Genomic DNA, 807 nt, shown 5'->3' on the forward strand with positions numbered 1-807 from the left:
CCCGGCGGCTTCGGCCGGGCTCCTCCCACGCGGGAACGCAGCGGCGGCCGGACCCGGCGTGAGACCCCGCGTGCGTGGACGATCTCAGCGGACGATCGCGACCGGGCAGGCCGCATGCCGCAACATGGCGGCCGTCGTGGAGCCGAACCGTCCGTGCGGGCTCCCGACGACCACAAGGGTCGCCCCGGAGACGGCGGCAAGCGCCTCGCGCGCTCCCGACCTCGGCGTCCGCGCCTCGATGACGACCTCGGGCCGCCTGACCCGCCACGGCGCGAGGAACCGTTCCAGCCAGCTCTCGGCCGCGCCCTCAACGGCCAGCGGATCAAGGGCGGGAAACGTCATACCACCCCAGGTCACCGGCGGCTGATGCCAGGCATGCACCGCAACCAGCGGAAGGCCACGGATCGCGGCTTCGGCGTGCGCGAATCCGAACACCGCCGCGGCCTTGCCGTCGTCCGCCAGACCCACCACGACCGCCCCCGGGTGCGACTTACGCGGCAAAGCACCCCGGCCACGCACAACGATGACCGGGCAACGCGCGTGGGCAGCCGCGTGAGCGGCCACCGAACCGACGACCACGCGAGCGACCGCGCCCAGCCCACGGGACCCGACCACAAGCACCTCGGCATCGGCCGACAACGACTCCAACCGGTCAGTCGCCGACCCCTCATACAGGTCGAGACGCACATCGAGACCGGACGAACTGGCCCGCGCGCAGTCCGCACCGTGCCACAACACGTGCTCAGCCGCACCCCGCAACGAATCCCGAGCCGCCTGATCCCCATCACCGTACGGCCACCGCCACGC

At 72.7% G+C, this 807-nt stretch carries 1 protein-coding gene; it reads right to left on the reverse strand.

The genetic code is table 11. The features are described 5' to 3' along the window. Window positions 1–84: 84 nt before the first annotated feature. Window positions 85–807, reverse strand: a 723-nt coding sequence (locus FAF44_RS53445; protein ID WP_237111159.1) for a universal stress protein, incomplete at its 5' end; no start/stop codon positions are given.

This window comes from Nonomuraea sp. MG754425 (genome assembly GCF_021699195.1).
Classification (GTDB): domain Bacteria; phylum Actinomycetota; class Actinomycetes; order Streptosporangiales; family Streptosporangiaceae; genus Nonomuraea.